Genomic DNA, 18,012 nt, shown 5'->3' on the forward strand with positions numbered 1-18,012 from the left:
ACACGTCTAAACAGCCGATTCGGCGAAACTTTACCGTCGCCGCGACAATCCATTCGGCCGGGGGGAACCTTTGCGCATTGGCTGCGTCCGTCTAGAATACGGCATTTCACCCTCACCGGCAGCCCAACCTCGGGAAACTCCTGTGTTACGAACGCATACTTGCGGCGAGCTTCGTGCCGCTCAGATCGGCCTTGAAGTAACTTTGTGCGGCTGGGTCGACAGCTATCGCGACCATGGCGGCGGCTTGTTTGTCGACCTGCGCGACCGCTATGGCAAGACGCAGATCGTTTTCAGCCCCGAAAGTGGCGCCGCGATTCAAGAAGCGGCTCGCGCTTTGCGCTGCGAAGACGTGATCAAGGTCAGCGGCAAGGTCAGCGCGCGCCCCGAAGGGACCGTCAACCCGAAGCTAATCACCGGTGAAATCGAAATCCGCTGCGTTCAGCTAGAAGTGCTGAACAAGTGCAAGACGCCTCCGTTTTTGCCGACGCAGCAAGATCTGCCAGGTGAAGACCTGCGGCTAAAGCATCGCTATCTGGACCTGCGTCGTCCGTCGATGCAAGAGACGCTGATGCTCCGTAGTCGCATCATCAAAATGATGCGCGACTATTTTGAAGAGCAGCAGTTTATTGACGTCGAGACGCCGATCTTGGGACGCAGCACGCCAGAGGGCGCTCGGGATTATCTGGTGCCGAGCCGCGTGCATCATGGCCAGTTCTATGCGTTGCCGCAGTCGCCGCAGCTGTACAAGCAAATCTTGATGATGGCCGGTTACGATCGCTACGTTCAGGTCGCGCGCTGTTTTCGCGACGAAGACCTGCGGGCCGATCGCCAGCCAGAGTTTACCCAGTTGGACGTTGAGATGGCGTTTGTCGACAAAGACGACGTGATCGGCATCATCGACGGGCTGATGCAAAGAATGGCGAAAGAGCTGAAAGGGATCGACATTCAATTGCCGCTGCCGCAACTGACCTTTGACGAAGCGATGGAGCGGTTTGGTCACGACGCACCTGACCTGCGGTTTGGGATGGAATTGATCGACGCGACCGACCTGGCCGCCGAGGCTGAGTTCCGCGTTTTCAAATCGGTCGCCGAAGCCGGAAACCGCGTCCGCGGCATTAACGCCAAAGGCGCCGCCGACAAATACTCGCGTCGCCTGATCGACGAGTTGACGGAGTTCGTCTCGAACGACTTTGGCGCCAAAGGACTAGCATGGTTCAAGTGTGAAGCGGACGGCAAACTCAACTCGCCGATCGCGAAAAACTTTACCGAAGAACTGCTGGCCAAGTTCAAAGCCCGCTTTGAGGCCGAGCCGGGCGACTTGATCCTGATTGTCGCCGACAAGTTTAGCGTCACTTGCAAGGCGCTGTACGCGCTGCGTAAGCGTCTGGGCGCCGAACTAAAACTGTACGATCCCAAACAGATGCACTTCTCGTGGATCGTCGAGTTCCCGATGTTCGAGCATGACGAAGAAGCCGATCGCTGGGTCGCGATGCATCACCCGTTCACGGCGCCGCGACCGCAGGACCTGCAATACCTAGAAAGTGATCCCGGCAAATGCCGCGCGGTCGCCTACGACTTGGTGATCAACGGCAGCGAAGCCGGCGGCGGCACCATGCGTATCCACGACAACCAGGTACAGCAAACGGTCTTTGGCCTGTTGGGAATGACGCCGGAAGACGCCAAAGAGCGTTTTGGCTTTTTGCTGGACGCGCTGCAATATGGCGCTCCGCCGCACGGCGGCATTGCGTTGGGGATCGATCGCTGCGTGATGCTGTTTGGCGGGCTCGACAACATCCGCGACTGCATCGCGTTCCCCAAAACGCAACGTGCAGCCGACCTCATGACCGACGCGCCAGGCGATGTCGATCGTAAGCAGCTAGAAGAGCTGGCGATCAAAGTGCTGCGAGCTGACGAACTGAAAAAGTAGCTGCTACTGGGCGACTTTTTCAGGCGTTTTGCGATAGGTTCGCAGCTGGTAATCAAGCACCGGCGTGGTGGCGACTAGACGCCACTCGCCGTGGTCTGGCATTTCGGCGGCCAGCGGTTCCCGCGAATCGACGATCAGCGTTTGCACGCCAAACTGGTCGATATCTTGCTGCGCCTCCGTCCAATCGGTGGCGAAGGTTTTTCCCAAGTAGGGCTGCTGCGCGTAGTACGCGACAAGCAGCCCGTCTTGCCAGCGATTGCCGATCATCGCGATCGGTCCCTCGATCTTCTCTGCTTGCAGTTGGCTACCCAAGCGTTGCTGCACGCGTCCCGAAGCTCGTTCGCTGACCGCATCCCGCAGCAGATAAAAAGTAGGCCGCAGCGAACAGCTGCCAATCAGATAGATCGCAAAAGCCAGCGGCACATAGCGCCGCCAAGCGGATGGTTGTGTTTCGTTGGTCTGCGGATTGCCGGCGATCAGTTGCTCACAGAATGCCCACAGTTGGGCGATGCACAGCGGCATCAGCACCGGCCACATATAGCGTATCTCAAACGCGACCGGCAAAAATCCGCCGGCATAAATACCGCACGTCACGATCATCCAGACGACCAGAAAACGAGCGCGACCCGGACCGTGAGTCAGAGAAGCTAGCCAGACCACAAACAGCGCCGCCGGAAACATCCCAAAGACGTCAAAGACCCAAAAACCTTCAACAATCTTCCGCGCGTTGCTTTTGAAATGCCGCAATTGCCGCATCACATTTTCTTGGGATGCGATCGGCGACCAATCTTCAAACTCCAGATTCTCTGGCGTTTCCCAGACGTTGATCCGTCCCTCGACAGGCTCTTGCAGCTTGTAAAGGACGTGCCAATCGAAGTTTTCGATCCCCACTTGGTAGTGATTGAAGGCGCCGGAGTTGGAGAAGGTAAACCGGCCATATTTGCTCGACAAGATTCCGATCCAAGGCCCGGCGACGATCGCAAAGACCAGGATACCAACTCCCCAACTAGCGCACGCTTTCCAGAACGCAGTCTCTTTGCGATCGGCGAAATAACGAATCGCAACGCAAAAAGTGAAGTGAGCCAGAAAGAAAGGAAACGCGTAGGATTTGGCGAGAAACGCGACGGCGCCCAGAGCGCCGGCCGCGGCGGCGTAACGCCAATCGGTAAGCAGGCGATCCGCAGCCGAGAGCGGAAAATAAAGCAACAAAAACAAAGCGATCGCAACGTCGGGAGTGGTCAGCCCACCGCTCCAAGCAGCGCAGGTGAGCGCGGCGATCAGACCGATAATCCACTGCCCGCGAGCTTTTAAATCAAACAGTTGGGTTGTCGCGCCGATAGCTGCGGCGACATATCCCACGCCGACGATGCCTTGCGCGATCCGAAATGCGACGACGGAATCGAGACCGGCGGCGATCATCGGCGCCGAAAGAACTGACAGCAGTGGGCTCCAGTAACCAGAAGCGGCCTCCCACAGATCACCCCGCGCAAAGAAGTCTGCTTGCTGAATGTACGCGGTTCCATCGGGACCAATCGCATACAAAACCCAAGGGGCGCTGATAGCGTATAACGCTACGAAGATCGCCTGGCAAACGACAACAATTTTCCAGCGTACCACGGGAATCTGCAGGGAGGGACAAGCGGGGAATGTTGGAACGAGCGCCCCTCGCTCAAGCGGCGGCTATAAAAGAATAGCCCGCACCTTGCGGTGCGGGCGATCAAATGTCTCTACTTTTTTTGCAAATCTGGGGTTTAACGCGCGGCGACGTAAACTCGCATCGAGCGTTCGGGCATGACAAACTTGCCGGACGCCGGAGGACGGGGCCCGTTCAAATCAGGATAAACGTCAGCCGGGGGTTCGGCGGCGGTGTCGACAAACATTCTCCAGCTGGTCGCTTTGGCGACCGGCGGCAGAATGAACTGAGCCGGAGCCGCACTCGCGTTCATGATCAACAACACGTCACGGCCGACGCCATGCGGATCGTTGGACGCGTCAGGCGCCGCCAGAACGCATGTCAACGTTCCTTCGGCTGCATCCCAAGTAACCGCCGTTCCCAGTGCGCTGTACCAATTGACGTCAAACAATCCGCGACGACCGGTCGGCTTTCCGCTTAGGAAGTGCTTTTGCCGGACGGTGGGCTGATCGCGGCGGAACGCCACCAACGCTTTGACAAAGCGACGGAGGTCGGCGTTCTTTTCGACCAGTTTCCAGTTCATGTAGGAGATATCGTTGTCTTGGCAGTAGGCGTTGTTGTTGCCCCCCTGCGTGCGACGACATTCGTCTCCCATCAAGATCATCGGCACTCCCTGCGATAACAGCAGAGTGGTCATCATGTTCTTGATTTGTCGCTGACGAGTTTTCTCGATGCTGCGACGCCGCGTCGGGCCTTCCACGCCATAGTTGTAACTGATGTTGTGGTTATCGCCGTCACGGTTGTTTTCGCCGTTCGCTTCGTTGTGCTTGTCGTTGTACGACACCATGTCATTCATCGGAAAGCCGTCGTGCGACGTGATGAAATTAATGCTGTGGTACGGCTGACGTCCGCCGGGTTGATAAAGGTCGCTTGAACCCGCCAAGCGAGTCGCCAACGCGCCCAATTTGCCGGGATCGCCGCGCCAGAACGAGCGAAGGTCGTCACGATATCGCCCGTTCCATTCGGCCCAACGCATGTTGGCGAACGAACCGACCTGGTAGGCGCCAGCGGCGTCCCAAGCTTCGGCGATGATCTTGGTGTCAGCCAACAACGGATCTTCGGCGATCGCTTCGACCAGCGGCGGATTGGGAACCAAGTTGCCATTGCGATCGCGGCTCAAAATCGACGCCAGGTCGAAGCGGAAACCATCGATATGGTAGTTGTGGACCCAATGTCGCAAGCTATGGAAGATCATCTCGCGGACGATCGGATGATTGCCGTTGACCGTGTTACCGCAGCCAGAATAGTTTTTGTAATGACTGCCGCCGTTGGCCATCATGTAATAGACCGGGTTCTCGAGCCCTTTGAAGCCGAGAATCGGTCCCATCTCGTTCCCTTCGCAGGTATGGTTGTAGACGACGTCGAGAATCACCTCGATGCCTGCTTGATGCAGCGCCTTGACCATCTCTTTGAATTCGCGAACCTGACCGCCGGGCTCTTTGCTGGCGGCGTAACCACGATGCGGCGCAAAGAACGCCATCGAGTCATAGCCCCAGTAGTTGTTTCGAACCGGTTTCTCACCGGTCATCATGTCCATGATCGGAAATTCATGGACCGGCATCAATTCGACCGCGGTCACGCCGAGCGATTTCAGATACGGAATCTTCTCGACCACGCCGGCGTAAGTTCCAGGGTTTTTGACCCCAGAGGTTTCGCTGGCCGTAAAGCCTTTGACGTGCATCTCGTAGATGATCGATTCTGACAAATCACGGCGGAGATGGCGATCGCCTTCCCAGTTGAACTGGTCATCGACGACGACGCACTTTGGCGGTCGCACGATGCCGTCATGGGCAGCCTGAAAAGTTCCGGCCAAAGCCTTGGCGTACGGATCAATCAAGCGCGCTCGGCCATCAAACAGCAAGCCGCGACTTGGATCGTACGGACCTTCCGCCTGAAAGTGATACAGTTGGCCGGCGCTGGCTCCTGGAACAAAGATGCTCCAGATGTCGCCCCAACGATCTGTATCTCGATCGAAGTCGATGATTTCCGACGGTTCGGTATCTTCCACCGATTTGTACATCAGCAATCGCATCGCCGTCGCGTTGCGACTGAACACGACAAACTGTACGCCTCGCTCGTGCAGCACGGCGCCGTACGGAAGGATATGAGTAAACTGCAACTCTGGGTGGGGATAAACCATAAGCATAGGTGACGACATTGCTCCTTCGTCAGACGGGCTTCCTCGCATCAGCGAATGAAAGCTAACACCTGACTTGAAGTCGTGTCGTTGAAATCACCCCTCGCTATCTTGTTTTTTTGAATGTGATTGCTTGTTGCATCGTCTGGCGAAACAATAGCTTAGGGTAAACGAAAACGTACTGCGAAAACCTTACCGACTAGAACCAGTCGTGACTCTTCCAGTCAACAAGTAATCCGCACAATCTGCGCAATCCCGTTTACTGGGATCATAGCAACGATTGGACGGCCGGGAACATTTGACAGCGGTGGATTTCGTATTTCGTCGGAATTAACTCGAAAAACGCCGTTCTGCCGCATATTGCAGTAACTTACTCGGCTCGTTGACAATCTGGACCAGCAGCGAGAAAATAGCCTCTTTCATCCGCAGCTTGCCCGAATAAAGTCAATGGCCAAAGCAACTTACAAAGACGCAGGCGTCGATCTTGATATCTACGCCGAGTCGATGTCGCGACTTCCGCGACTCGTCCGCCGGACCCACAGCCCTCGGGTAATGAAACTCGACGGGGGATTCGCAGGGCTTTTTAAGCTCGACTTTGATAACTCGTTATTTGCTCGCAAATACAAAAATCCGGTTTTAATTTCCTGCACCGACGGGGTCGGCACGAAATTAAAAATTGCGGAAAAAACGGGGATCCACAAGACGGTTGGCGTCGATTTGGTCGCGATGTGCGTCAATGACGCGATCTGCTGCGGGGCCGAACCCCTCTTCTTTCTCGACTATATCGCGATGGGGAAAGACGACCCCGATCTGCTGGAAGATCTGGTCGAAGGAATCACCGATGGCTGCCTACAAGGGGACTGTGCCTTGGTCGGCGGCGAAACGGCCATCATGCCCGACATTTACAAGGTTGGGGACTATGACATGGCCGGCTTTTGCGTCGGCGTTGCCGAGCAAGCGCATTTGATTGACGGTTCGGCAATCGCCGCCGGCGACAAAGTAATCGGGCTCAGCTCGAGCGGAATCCACTCCAATGGATTCAGCCTGGTTCGCAAGGTGGTGTTTGAACTGGCCCAGCTGACCGTTGATCAGCATGTCGACGAACTAGGCGAAACCGTCGGCCAAGCGCTGCTGCGACCGACCAAGATCTATGTCGCGCCAGTTCGCAAAGTGCTGAATCACTATAAAGTCAAAAATGTCGTGCACGGCATCGCCCACATCACCGGCGGCGGCTTGGCCGAAAATATCGAACGTATTCTCCCCAAAAACGTCGACGTGAAAATCGACGGGCAATCGTGGAATCGTCCCGCGATCTTCCCCTGGATGCAAAAGCTGGGCGAGATCGAAGACGCCGAAATGGCCCGTGTCTTCAACATGGGAATCGGACTAACCCTGATTGTCAGCTCGTACTACGCCAACCACGTAAAGAGCATCGTCGCCGACTGCGGCTATGAAGCGTTCGAGATCGGCGAAGTAGTTGACGGCAGCGGAAAAGTGACGATCCACTAGCAGCGGAGCGGTCGTCGAAGAAGAAATTGGGACCTGATTCCAATTTCTTCAAACGAGAGATGGCTCGACGGCCAACATAACCTCTGGTAACTCGCCTAAAGCAATGTTGGCGCCGATCGGAAACATTGCGAACTTCGCGGTCTTCCCCATGGCCAGCGAACCATGGGTTGAATCAATCCCCAACGCAATCGCCGGAGTCAGCGTCACCATCCGCAGAAATTCCCCAGGCGGGATTTCTGGAAAAGTCTGCGCCGCAAGTTGCACATCACGCCAGAGCGCTAGATCAGGATTCGACGCGCGCGAGTCGGTTCCAATCGCTAATGCAGCTCCCATTTGGTGCAGCTTGGCCAGCGGGTGCCGCTCATGGCCAAAGTATTGATGCGTTCGTGGGCAATAGACCAGTGTCATCTTTTCGCGGCGCTCCGCGACAAACCGCAATTCTTCGTCATCCAGATAGTTGCCATGGATCACTAGCGCGTGATGCGATTGAGCCAACCGAAGAAGATAGTCGAGTGGTCGCATCCCTGGTGCAAATGCGTCATCGCGCCACACACCAAACTTTTCTAGCATGTCGCGGAACTCGCCTGACTGCCGATCAAGCAATTCCAGCTCGGCCCGCGATTCTGCCAAGTGCATCGCCAGCGGTGTTTTAGAATCAGCGGAGAGCTGCACCGCCGCCGAGACAATATCTTGGCGAACCGAATAAGGAGCATGCGGGCTGAGCCCGGCAAGTTGGCCCTTGGCCGCCGCTTGTTGTAAATGCAGCTGCGCAGCCGCAATCAGTTCTGTACTGCGATCCGGCGAAAGACCGATCAGCTCTAGTAGAGAAACGACGCCAGCTTCCGCGGGATACATGTCGAGCGAGTAGGGAAACGTCGTGATCTCTCCCAGGGCCGCGATCCCCTGCTCTTGCGACTGTTGGATGCCCGTCGCAATCGCCCCCTTTTTTTGCCTTTCTAGCAAATCGCCAGCCGCACGGCGGCGACCAACCACTTGCTGGATCCAAGCGGGAAACGACATGCCTGCTTCTCCAAGCGGCTGCGCGATGTCGCTAAACTCTAAATGCGTATGGGCATTCACCAGCGCCGGCGCAAGTGCTACATCTCCTAGATCGATCGGTGGCTGGCCAGTTTGGTTTTCCTCTATCGCTACAATCCGCCCGGCGGCGACCGAAAGCAAACCACCGTCGATCGGCTCACGATCGACGGGAACCAGCCACTTCGCTCGATAACAGACGGGGGCGTCACTCATGACATCGGATCTTCGATCACGCGCTCGGCTTCCCACGTGTCGTTCCAGCCGGCGATCGCATTCCACGTCTCCGGCAAAGGCGCCGTGACGGCGACAGTCTCTTCGACCATGGGATGCCGAAAGCGTAGATAGCGTGCGTGCAGCGCAACGTGCCGTGCTCGTTCATCGTCGCTTTGCGGGCCAAACGCAATCTTGCCGCCGTACGAGACATCCCCCAAAATCGGCAAGCCGCGCGATGCGCATTGCACGCGGATTTGATGATACCGGCCGGTATCAAGTTCGATTTCGAGCCAAGCGCCCTGCTCGGTGCGCTGGACGACTTCATACTTTAGCCGGGCCCAGCGAGCCGCAGGATCCGATTGCGGCACGATCTCGGCCATCGCAACGTCGGGGATTTTGCGAATCGGATCTTCCCATACGCCGCGATCTTCGGCCGGCTGACCGGCGACAAACGCCCAATAGACCTTACGCACCAGACGCGTCTCAAACTGCTGCGAGATCCGCCGCGCCGCACGCACATTGCGCGCAACCGTTAGGACGCCAGAAACAGGACGATCAAGCCGATGGGGAACCCCGAGATAGACTTTGCCGTTTTTAAAATCGCGCTGTCGGATAAACGCTTTAAAACGGGACTCTAGGCTATCAATATGCGGAGGGGCTTGGGTCAATAACCCAGCCGGTTTGGCCAGACAAAAGCAGGGGCCCTGTTCATAGAGGATATCAACGCTGGGCGTGGTGGATTCATTCATTCGGCCATTATAGCGAAGATGACCGAGGCCGAGGGCGACCGCTAAGCCCGGCTACATGGCCGGCAATGATTTCTTACCCACAGTAGTAGACCTTCCCGCGATAACTGTCCGGCAGCCAAATCAAGCATCAGTTTTTCGCTCTCTTCAATCGGCGCTTCCAATTCATAGCCATTTGGCAGTAGGAAGGTTTCCATCGCCGCATGGCCGATTCTTTTGTTACCGTCAACAAATGGATGATTGAGCGTCAACGAAAAGCAGAGCGCAGCCGCTTTTTGTTCGAGCGATGTATAGACGTCGTGACCGGCAAACTGCATGCGAGGCTGCGCAATCGCGGAAAGTAAAGCACCGAGATTACGAATCCCGGCAGCGCCGCCTGACTGGGCGACGACGAGCTCATGCAGAGCTATTACTTCGCCCAGTGACAAAAAACGCATCAGCTAAGCCGCCGATATAGTTCGTCGTTCTTTTGCAACACCCTCTGAGCGGCACGCTGAAAGTCTTCGGCGGAGGCGCCTAGCCAATCACGGATAGCAGTGACTGCCAAGTCCTGCGGACTGAGCCCTAGCTTGTCTGCAACCTGTTGCAGCAGTTGAGAGTCATCCTCCCCAAGTTGTACCGAAATCGTCATCGACATTCCTTCTCTCGAAGCGCACCTGTAGCCCTCGATAAAAGTATAGCCGCTGGCGCTAACGAGTCGCAAACAAATCGCCAACCGTTTCTGATCTAATGAGCGACTTCAATAAAGTCCGAGACCTGCCGGACCGTCGCCAGTCGCGATACCAGTCGAACGGCCGACAGCTTCAGCGAGTCGGTCGGGACGGTGCCGCACAAGACGACTTCGCCGTCACAAGCAGCGCAGTAGAGACGAGCTAGTTCGATACGTCCGCTGCCGTCGAGCATCTGCCGAGCAGCAGTCGTGAGAATAGCGTCGGAAGAATCACGACGATTCTCGCCGGCCATGATTTCCAATTCCGTGGATACCGCGTTCATGGGAAGACTTCCTGATCCAAGATTCATGATAGGGGTTCTCTGCTTCTCTAAACTACGCCCTTATTTCGAACGCTGGATGAATGGAGTGCGAACTTCTCGCGTAGACCGCGGGAAATCGCAGGGGAACAAAAACGAAAAACGCCGGCAACAAGGTGCCGGCGTTTCCGATTTTTACCAATCAGGCTGACAGGTCCTAGACCTTGCCGGCCGCCGGAACTTCGTACGGCTTGCGATATTCGCGTGACAACATGTTGTTGGCCGCTTCATTGCCGATAAACGTTTCGCTCTTCGGATCCATCTTCAGGTTCGGACCAAGCTGGACTTTGTCCTTGGCCAGATCGACCTTATTGTCTTTCAGATGGTCGGTGAAACGCTCCAACGTCGCCTTGACGTTTTCGGTCGTTTCCAAAGCTTCCAAACGTTCCAGGCATTCGCCGGCAGTGACGCTTTCGCCCAACTGGTACGAGATGTTACCGGTATGGCACAGCGCGCTGGAAAGATGACCTTCCAGAACTTCGCCGTTCAAGCTCGATACGTCGCGCGAACGAACGCCTTCGATGAAGTTGTTGTAGTGATGTTGATCACCACCACCGTTGAACTCTTTGAACTTCTTCCCATCCTTATCGAAGGCGACGCCGCCGCCATACGAGGAGATCACGACATAGCCATCGGTACCCTCAAAGATCACGCCGACGCTCGAATTTTTGAACTTGCGGCTGCTTTCGGGCAGCGACTTGTCGTAGACCAGACCGCGGACTTCAAACACCAGCGAGCGGTCGCCGTAGTTGTGAATGATAACCTGCGTGTTGGGCGTGGTGCCGGCGTCTTCGTAGCCATAACGTCCGCCGTAGCTGATCACCTGCGAGCTCAATTCGTCAGCGCCGAGACCCCAACGAGCGATGTCCATTTGATGGATACCTTGGTTGCCCAGGTCACCGTTGCCGTAGGGCCATTGCCAGTGCCAATCATAATGGAACTGCTTGCGAGTCACCGGACCCATCGGAGCCGGACCGGCCCACAAATCGTAATCGACCGACGCCGGGACTTTGTAGTCGCCGACCGGTCCGATCGAGGCGCGCGGTTTGTAGCAAAGTCCGCGAGCGACTTTGACTTCGCCGATGCCGCCGTTTTGCACAAAATTGATCGTGTCGATCATGCCCGGATTCGAGCGGCTTTGGGTGCCGGCCTGACAGATTTTGTTGTATTTGCGAGCGGCTTCAACGATGCGGCGACCTTCGCTCACATTGTGGCTGACCGGTTTTTCGACATAGACGTCTTTGCCGGCTTGCAGCGCCCAGATGGCGGCCAGCGCGTGCCAGTGATTCGGCGTCGCGATCGTGATAATGTCGACGCTGTCGTCATCCAGAACCTTCCGCAGGTCGGTCGCGATTTTCGGTTTTTTGCCTTGCTTGTCAGCAACTTGCTGGGCCCGCTTGCCGGCCACATCCGAATCGGCGTCGCAAATGTAGGCGTATTCAACATCTTGACGGTTTAGCATTCCGCCCACGTGCGACATGCCCCGACCATTGACGCCGATGGTGCAGACGCGCAATTTTTCGTTCGGGCTGGTGCTTTGCTTCGGCTCATCCGCCATCAGCGGAGACACAGCGGTCGCAGCAACTGCGGCAGCCGAGGCAAACATCGACTGTTCCAAGAATTGACGACGAGACTTCAAGGTCATTGGGCGCTCCAATTAGGCAGGGAAGAAGAATGCGCGGAAGGCAGGGATTGGTGAAAAACGCATCCCCTATGATAAACGATCTCGACTCAATTGGAAATCATTACGCAGATGATTTTTCCTCGAACAGTTCAGCTAGCGGTCGAAACCAAACCTAGCGACCAGCCGATCGGCCCAAGTTGGCGCTAACCGGTCAAGCCAAACTAGGACCTTGCCGCCGGGGCTGAGAATCACCTCATGCTTGCCGGATTGAACCGCTTTAATAGTCGCCTTGGCGACATTAGCAGATGTCATCGCCCCCTTCCCTGCGGCAGGCTGCCGACCCGCCGTTTCGATCACCGAGGTCGAAAACTCACTCTCGGTCGTACTGGGACTGACCAAAATTACGTCGATTCCCTCGCTAGCAAGTTCGGCCCGCAGCGCATCGCTAAAACCATGAATCGCAAACTTGCTGGCGCAATACTCACTTTTGGCGGGGACACCACGATGAGCCAAGATCGACGAGATGTTGCAAATCGCCGGCGACTGGCCCTGCCGTAACCAAGGTAACGCCGTGCGAATCAGTTCGACGGGAGCAAAAAAGTTGACCTCCATCAATTGCCGAATTCGCTCTGGCGATCCATCTGCAAACGTCCCTAAAGCACCGATGCCGGCGTTGTTGATCAGCAGATCAAGTCCGCCCCACTGCTCGACGGCGGTTTGCACCAATCGGGTTCGCACCGCCGGATCACAAATGTCGCCCGGCACAATCACCAATTGCTGCGGCGCGGCGACGTCGACGGCAAGTTGCTGTAGACGCGCTTCGCGCCGCGCGGTGGCGATCACTTTGGCGCCGGCAAGGATCAGTTGCAAAGTCAGTGCTCGACCGATCCCGCTTGAAGCGCCGGTTACAATCACACGTTTTCCACGTAGCTGGCGCCGCGCCATCTTCAGGCGACTTCTTCAATCGAATCGTCGTCCGAAGTCGTTTCGGTCGGCACATAATCGCGAATCACCGTTTCAGGATCGTCAATGCGACCGAGAAAATGCGCCGGCAGCCGACAATGGATGCTCATCCGCGTTTCACTGTAGGTTTTTGAAACCACTTCGCCGTGCGACGCTAGATAGGCCATCAACTTGCCATTGTCGATCCCTGTCTCAACCACCACATCGCGAAAACTACGGCTCAATGCGTCGCTGACCGCCAGCGCAAATTTCTCGCGACCTTCGCCGGTCTTGGCGCTGACCAGCAAAGCGTCAGGATAACGCTGGATCAACATTTCTAACGTATGGTGATCACTGACCGCGTCGATCTTGTTAAGCACCAACAGCGTATCTTTCGCCTCAATGCCGATTTCTTCCAGCACTTCATAGACAGCGCGAATCTGATTGTCGACATCGGCATTGCTTGCATCGGCGACGTGCAACAGCAAGTCGGCCTGCCGCGCTTCTTCGAGCGTCGCTTTAAAACTGGCGATCAAACGGTGCGGCAAATCACGAATGAATCCAACCGTATCGCTCAGTAGCACCGGCCCCCAGTGCGGAAGCTGCCAGCGCCGCGTGCGCGTATCAAGCGTTGCAAACAGTTTGTCCTCGGCCAAGACTTGCGCCTCGGTCAGGTAGTTCATCAAAGTGCTCTTGCCAGCGTTGGTGTACCCGACGATCGAGATCGTCATAACATTGCGGCGCGACGCAACTTCTCGTTCTCGCCGGCCTTGGACTTTGGCCAGATCATCTTTGAGGTCGCGAATTCGCTTCTCGACCAAGCGGCGGTCGACTTCCAATTGTTTTTCGCCCGGCCCGCGCATCCCGACGCCCATCTTGATGCGGTCCAAGTGGCTCCACATTCGCTTCAGGCGCGGCAGGGCATATTGCAACTGAGCAAGTTCTACCGCCAGACGCGACTCGTAGGTTTGGGCATGGGTCGCAAAGATGTCAAGGATCAACTCGGTCCGATCGATCACTTTGAGCCCGGTCCCCTGCTCTAGGTTGCGGGTCTGGGCCGGCGAAAGTTCGTTGTCAAAGATAATGACGTCCGCTTCCGAAGCCTCGGCGCACAGTTTCAACTCTTCCACTTTGCCAGAGCCGAGATAGGTGGCCGTCTCTGGCTTGTCGCGGCGCTGCGTCATTCGGCCGACCACTTCGGTGCCGGCCGTGGTCGCCAACCCCGCCAGCTCATCAAAAGGATCGTCTCCAACGATCGTCTCGGGGAGGATGACTTTGACCAATACCGATTTTTCTTCGGCGACGCTTTGTTTCCGTTCTCGTTGAGTCACGCGGCCTCGGGTTTCCTGGGAAATGAGTAAAGAAGTAGTTCTGTCATTATCTTATCTCGCCGTGCGAAACCTCCAAGAGTCTCTAGCGACGGAACTGAAAGGACGCGCCCCCCCGGATTAGGTTCACGCGCCGCCGGGACCATGATATTTGCGTGTTACTTGCTTGAACTGCTCGACCAAGCGGCTTTGAAACCGGTAAGGGTTCCAAGCCATCGCAATCGTCCTCTGTGGCTTTGGGGCACTGAGCGAACTATAAATTCTTCGCGGGTCTTGATCCAGACGCCGAGCCATCTGCGGAACCATCGAAACCCCGTGCCCCAGCGCGACCAGCTCTTGCACCGTCGCCAATTGGCTGGTTTTCTCGACCGAAACCGGGTGAAACGACTTCTGCCGGCAAAACGAAACAATATTGTCCGATAGACAATGGGCCTCATCCAGCAAGATAAAGGGATAAGGTCGTACATCGGCGATCGTGATCCGCTTTTTGGATGTCAGCGGGTGCCCTGCCGGCATCGCCAACAACAACTCTTCGTCAAACAGCGTTTCCACTTCGATATGCTGCATCGAAATCGGCAGCGCTAGCAGCGCCACATCAATTTCTCCTTGCGCGACCCGTTGCAGCAATTTTTCGGTCACTTCTTCCTGGACGGTTAGGGTCGAATCAGGAGAATTTGCGGCGAACGCCTGCAACAAGCCTGGCAGATAATAGGGGGCAATCGTCGGAATGGCGCCAATCCGGATCCTGCCGGTTCGTCCATCGTCGGTGATCTCCGACTTGGTATCGGCAATCAGCGACAGAATTTGCTCTGCCCGCGATTGCAACAATCGCCCTGCTTCGGTCAGCACGACCGAACGAGTTTGCCGCTCAAAAACGGGTTGGCCTAACTCTTCTTCCAATTTACCGATCGAACGGCTTAGCGCTGGTTGCGAAACCAGCAGGTCTTCGGCGGCCCGGGTGAAGTTCTTCCACTCGGCCACTTTCAAAAAATAACGTAACTGACTGACTTCCATCGATTTTCTCGCCCCCGAGCCTGCGATAACCAATACGCATTGTAGATATCCTGGCAATGCATTGGAAGCATGACAAAAATCGGGCGAGAATAGATTGCATCACCCGAAGGTGACACGCCCCTCACATCTCAGAACCACAGGAAGCAACCATGCAGACACGAACCCTGGCGACGGCGGCCATCTTGGCGGTCCTCACCATGACCGGTAGTTACGCAGCGCCCCCCCAACTGACCGAAGATGGCGGTCAACCGGTTGGCGACAATCAAAACTCGCGCACGGCCGGCCCCCGCGGCGGGGTCTTGCTCGACAATTTTCATCTGATCCAAAAGCTGGGACGCTTTGATCGCGAGCGGATTCCAGAACGCGTGGTCCATGCGCGCGGCGTCGGCGCACATGGCCAGTTTGTCAGCTATGACAATTGGTCAGACTACACCAAAGCAGATCTGCTTTCCGCCAAGGGAAAAACGACGCCGGTTTTTATCCGCATCTCGACCGTGATTCATCCCAAGGGTTCGCCCGAACAACTGCGTGATCCGCGCGGGTTTGCGGTGAAATTCTACACCGAGCAAGGCAACTGGGACTTGGTTGGCAACAACCTGCCAATCTTCTTCATCCGCGATGCGATGAAGTTCCCTGACATGGTCCACTCGCTGAAACCATCGCCGATCACCAATCAGCAAGACCCGAATCGCTTCTTTGACTTCTTTAGTCATGTGCCGGAGAGCACGCACATGCTGACCATCTTGTATAGCGATCAAGGAACCCCGACCAACTTGCGACAGATGGATGGGTTCGGAGTCCACGCCTTCAAATGGGTGAACGCCGCCGGCGAGGTGACCTACGTGAAGTTCAACTGGCGGAGCATGCAAGGTTTGAACCCGGCAACCGCCGAGGAAGCCGCCGCCGCGTCCGCCAAAAACCATAGCGGCATGACTGCCGATCTGTACGACGCGATCAACCGCGGCAATTATCCAGAGTGGGAACTGGGCGTGCAAATGCTGAAGCCAGATCAATTGGACAACTTCGATTTCGATCCGTTGGATGCAACCAAGATCTGGACCGGCGTGCCGGAGATCAAAGTGGGCAAGATGACAATCAATCGCGTGCCTGACAACTTTTATCAATCGACGGAGCAGGTCGCTTTCTCGCCGGGCATGGTGGTGCCGGGGATCGAAGCGTCCGAAGATCGTTTGCTGCAAGGTCGACTCTTCTCGTACGCCGATACGCAGCGCTATCGCATCGGCGCCAACTATCTGATGCTGCCGGTCAATCGCCCTCGGGTCGAGCCGACCAACATCAACCAAGATGGCGACATGAACTTTGGCGACACGACCTCGGACGTCAACTTCCAACCCAGCGCGATGCCAGGCACGCCGCGCGAAGAAGAGTCGTTCGAGTACAGCCAGGCGCCGTTGTCTTCGCAGGTGGTGCAACAACGGATCGAAAAAACGCTCAACTTTCAACAAGCAGGCGAACTCTACCGCAGCTTCGACAAACAAGCCCAAGCAAACCTGGTGAAAAACTTTGCCGGCGACTTGTCGCAGGTGAAGGATCGTCAGGTCAAGTTGCGAATCTTGAGCTTTCTCACGCTGGCTGATCCTGAGTATGGACAACGCGTCACCGCGGCGGTGAACGAATCAGCCGACGATGTGCAGCGAATGATCCAAGCGAACGAAAACGTCGAGCCCACGCGCTGGGTGAAAATCGAGTTGCCGTCAGCGGCCCAAGCCGACAAAGCGACGATCCATAACAGCTCGGTTGCGCCGCTGCGTTATCAAACCCGAGCCGGCGGATCGGCCTGGAGCAAGACCTTTACGTTGATGCCGCGCCAGTCGCATCGTTATGACGCCGCGCTCGAAGTGCGCGTGGTCGATCAAAACGAGGGGGCCGCGCACAGCGTCGCGCTCGGCAAGTTGGTTGATCTCGCCAACTAGCCAGCTGATAGGTGGGTGGGAAGGCGCTTCGTCCTAGCTTTCGCTGTTGGGCGAAGCGCCTTATTTTTTCTCGAACCCTCGGATTCAACCAACAGAGTCACCACACAATGTTCACCTTCTTGCGATTCGCCGCCAAGTTCTCGCTGGCTTCCGCGTTGCTGGCCGTGGCCGGCATGATCACCATCTTCGCACGGTCGCCGGCAGAGCCATCACCGCCGTTGACCACCGCGACCGGCATTGAGCTGGATGACGAGACCGCGGCGCTGCTGATTGACGTTGTATTTCAGGCGGCGCGGGATGATGACGCGGTGACAATTCAAGAGTATCTGGCCGAAGGGTTTTCGCCCAACGTCCGCAGCCCCCGCGGCGATACGTTGCTGATTGTCGCTAGTTATCACGACAGCCGCGAAGTGGTCAATCAATTACTAGCCTCTCCAGAAATCGACCTAGAGGCCCGCAATCGGATGGGCCTGACGGCGGTCTCGGCGGCGGCGTTCAAAGGATTTGACAAGCCGCTAACGCAATTGATCCGCGCCGGCGCAAATGTGAACTCGGCCAACGGCACGCAACAAACGGCGATCATGTTCGCCGCGCTGGCCGGCAAGAGCAGCACCGTAACGATCCTGAAACAGGCCGGCGCCAACGCTCAGGCGCGTGACGCTTTGGGCAATACGCCAGCATCGCTGGCAGCCAATCAGGGGGCGTATGCCGCATTTGCCGCCCTGCGGAGCAGTTCAAGTTCGGATCATGCCGATAATGCGCCGAAGAAATAGCCCCTGCTGGCCTCCTTTCGTTGTGCCCCTTATTTCTGCGGGATATATTTGAATTACGTCACATTCATTGTGAAAACCCCCGTACGCAACGCACACCATCAGAGG

At 56.5% G+C, this 18,012-nt stretch carries 15 protein-coding genes; 4 read left to right on the top strand and 11 right to left on the bottom strand.

Annotated features, from left to right (window positions below; all coding sequences use genetic code 11):
- The first annotated feature begins 142 nt into the window (after positions 1-142).
- Positions 143-1,927, top strand: a complete 1,785-nt coding sequence (gene aspS, locus SH421x_RS18710; RefSeq protein WP_488851344.1) for an aspartate--tRNA ligase — start codon at positions 143-145, stop codon at positions 1,925-1,927.
- A 3-nt stretch (positions 1,928-1,930) separates the two neighbouring features.
- Here aspS and SH421x_RS18715 read toward each other — a convergent pair whose 3' ends face one another.
- A complete protein-coding gene (locus SH421x_RS18715; RefSeq protein ID WP_488851346.1) occupies positions 1,931-3,544 on the bottom strand; it encodes a hypothetical protein in 1,614 nt (537 codons plus the stop codon).
- A gap of 134 nt (positions 3,545-3,678) precedes the next feature.
- Positions 3,679-5,766 carry a glycogen debranching protein GlgX gene (gene glgX / locus SH421x_RS18720; RefSeq protein ID WP_488856455.1) on the bottom strand — a complete coding sequence of 696 codons (2,088 nt, stop codon included), beginning with the start codon at positions 5,764-5,766 and terminating at the stop codon, positions 3,679-3,681.
- Positions 5,767-6,204: 438 nt separating this feature from the next.
- On the opposite strand from glgX, the gene purM reads away from it, so the two are divergent.
- On the top strand, positions 6,205-7,266 hold the full coding sequence (gene purM / locus SH421x_RS18725; RefSeq protein ID WP_488851348.1) for a phosphoribosylformylglycinamidine cyclo-ligase: 1,062 nt from the start codon (positions 6,205-6,207) through the stop codon (positions 7,264-7,266).
- A 48-nt stretch (positions 7,267-7,314) separates the two neighbouring features.
- Here purM and SH421x_RS18730 read toward each other — a convergent pair whose 3' ends face one another.
- The 9 genes from SH421x_RS18730 to SH421x_RS18770 all read right to left on the bottom strand — a co-directional run bounded on the left by SH421x_RS18730 (position 7,315) and on the right by SH421x_RS18770 (position 15,200).
- On the bottom strand, positions 7,315-8,517 hold the full coding sequence (locus tag SH421x_RS18730) for an amidohydrolase family protein (protein ID WP_488851350.1): 1,203 nt from the start codon (positions 8,515-8,517) through the stop codon (positions 7,315-7,317).
- The gene (locus SH421x_RS18735; RefSeq protein ID WP_488851352.1) at positions 8,514-9,266 is read right to left on the bottom strand and encodes an RluA family pseudouridine synthase; all 753 of its coding nucleotides are present in this window, start codon (positions 9,264-9,266) and stop codon (positions 8,514-8,516) included. Before SH421x_RS18735 ends, SH421x_RS18730 begins: the two co-directional genes overlap by 4 nt.
- A gap of 41 nt (positions 9,267-9,307) precedes the next feature.
- Positions 9,308-9,700 carry a type II toxin-antitoxin system death-on-curing family toxin gene (locus SH421x_RS18740; RefSeq protein ID WP_488851354.1) on the bottom strand — a complete coding sequence of 131 codons (393 nt, stop codon included), beginning with the start codon at positions 9,698-9,700 and terminating at the stop codon, positions 9,308-9,310.
- On the bottom strand, positions 9,700-9,894 hold the full coding sequence (locus tag SH421x_RS18745; RefSeq protein WP_488851356.1) for a hypothetical protein: 195 nt from the start codon (positions 9,892-9,894) through the stop codon (positions 9,700-9,702). The genes SH421x_RS18740 and SH421x_RS18745 overlap by 1 nt, the downstream gene beginning before the upstream one ends.
- 95 nt (positions 9,895-9,989) lie before the next feature.
- Positions 9,990-10,256, bottom strand: coding sequence for a BON domain-containing protein (locus SH421x_RS18750; RefSeq protein WP_488851358.1), 267 nt, complete (start codon positions 10,254-10,256; stop codon positions 9,990-9,992).
- A gap of 193 nt (positions 10,257-10,449) precedes the next feature.
- Entirely contained in the window at positions 10,450-11,937 is a 1,488-nt protein-coding gene (locus SH421x_RS18755; protein ID WP_488851360.1) for a Gfo/Idh/MocA family protein, read from the bottom strand.
- Positions 11,938-12,069: 132 nt separating this feature from the next.
- Positions 12,070-12,861, bottom strand: a complete 792-nt coding sequence (locus SH421x_RS18760; protein WP_488851362.1) for an SDR family NAD(P)-dependent oxidoreductase — start codon at positions 12,859-12,861, stop codon at positions 12,070-12,072.
- 2 nt (positions 12,862-12,863) lie between these two features.
- Positions 12,864-14,189, bottom strand: coding sequence for a GTPase HflX (gene hflX / locus SH421x_RS18765; protein ID WP_488851364.1), 1,326 nt, complete (start codon positions 14,187-14,189; stop codon positions 12,864-12,866).
- 123 nt (positions 14,190-14,312) lie between these two features.
- The gene (locus SH421x_RS18770) at positions 14,313-15,200 is read right to left on the bottom strand and encodes a LysR family transcriptional regulator (RefSeq protein ID WP_488851366.1); all 888 of its coding nucleotides are present in this window, start codon (positions 15,198-15,200) and stop codon (positions 14,313-14,315) included.
- Positions 15,201-15,349: 149 nt separating this feature from the next.
- Here SH421x_RS18770 and SH421x_RS18775 point away from each other — a divergent pair, with 149 nt between their 5' ends.
- Together SH421x_RS18775 and SH421x_RS18780 are read left to right on the top strand one after the other, a co-directional pair.
- Positions 15,350-17,134, top strand: a complete 1,785-nt coding sequence (locus tag SH421x_RS18775) for a catalase (protein WP_488851367.1) — start codon at positions 15,350-15,352, stop codon at positions 17,132-17,134.
- 107 nt (positions 17,135-17,241) lie between these two features.
- Positions 17,242-17,907, top strand: a complete 666-nt coding sequence (locus tag SH421x_RS18780) for an ankyrin repeat domain-containing protein (RefSeq protein ID WP_488851368.1) — start codon at positions 17,242-17,244, stop codon at positions 17,905-17,907.
- Positions 17,908-18,012: the final 105 nt, after the last annotated feature.

Source organism: Blastopirellula sp. SH421 (genome assembly GCF_057808535.1).